Annotated in this window: 1 pseudogene; it reads left to right on the forward strand. The window is 72.8% G+C overall.

The annotated features are described in order from the left end of the window. Positions 1–144: 144 nt before the first annotated feature. Positions 145–397 (forward strand): annotated as a pseudogene (locus BIU89_RS18610) (hypothetical protein); the annotation flags it as partial.

The following is a 397-nucleotide window of genomic DNA, read 5'->3' on the forward strand; positions in this document are numbered from 1 at the left end:
GAGCCGGTCGACGTCCGCGCCGGACCGGTGCCGGGTACGCGCCAGACGGTCGAGCTCCTGCCACCGGTCACGGTGCACCTCGGTGTAGGCATCCAGGTCCACGTGTTCCCCCTCAGGTCGCGCGATCTCCGACAGAATGATCCCATGCCGAAGCCCCGCACGCCGCGTGACCTCGCCGACGCCCGGTTCTCGCGCGACCTCGACGAGACCGCCGACGAGCTGGTGGTGGGCGAGGGCGTCGCGCTCGACGTCCAACCCGCCGGACTCGTGCTGCGGCTCGCGGCCGCGCTGCTCGACGGCCTGTGCGTCCTCGTCCTGTTCGTGCTCGCGCTGTTCGGTGTCTCGCGGCTCTGGCCCAGCGGCATCGACCCGGCCTGGGGCGCAGCGCTCGGCATCG

The organism is Curtobacterium sp. MCBA15_005, assembly GCF_001864855.1.
GTDB lineage: Bacteria > Actinomycetota > Actinomycetes > Actinomycetales > Microbacteriaceae > Curtobacterium > Curtobacterium flaccumfaciens.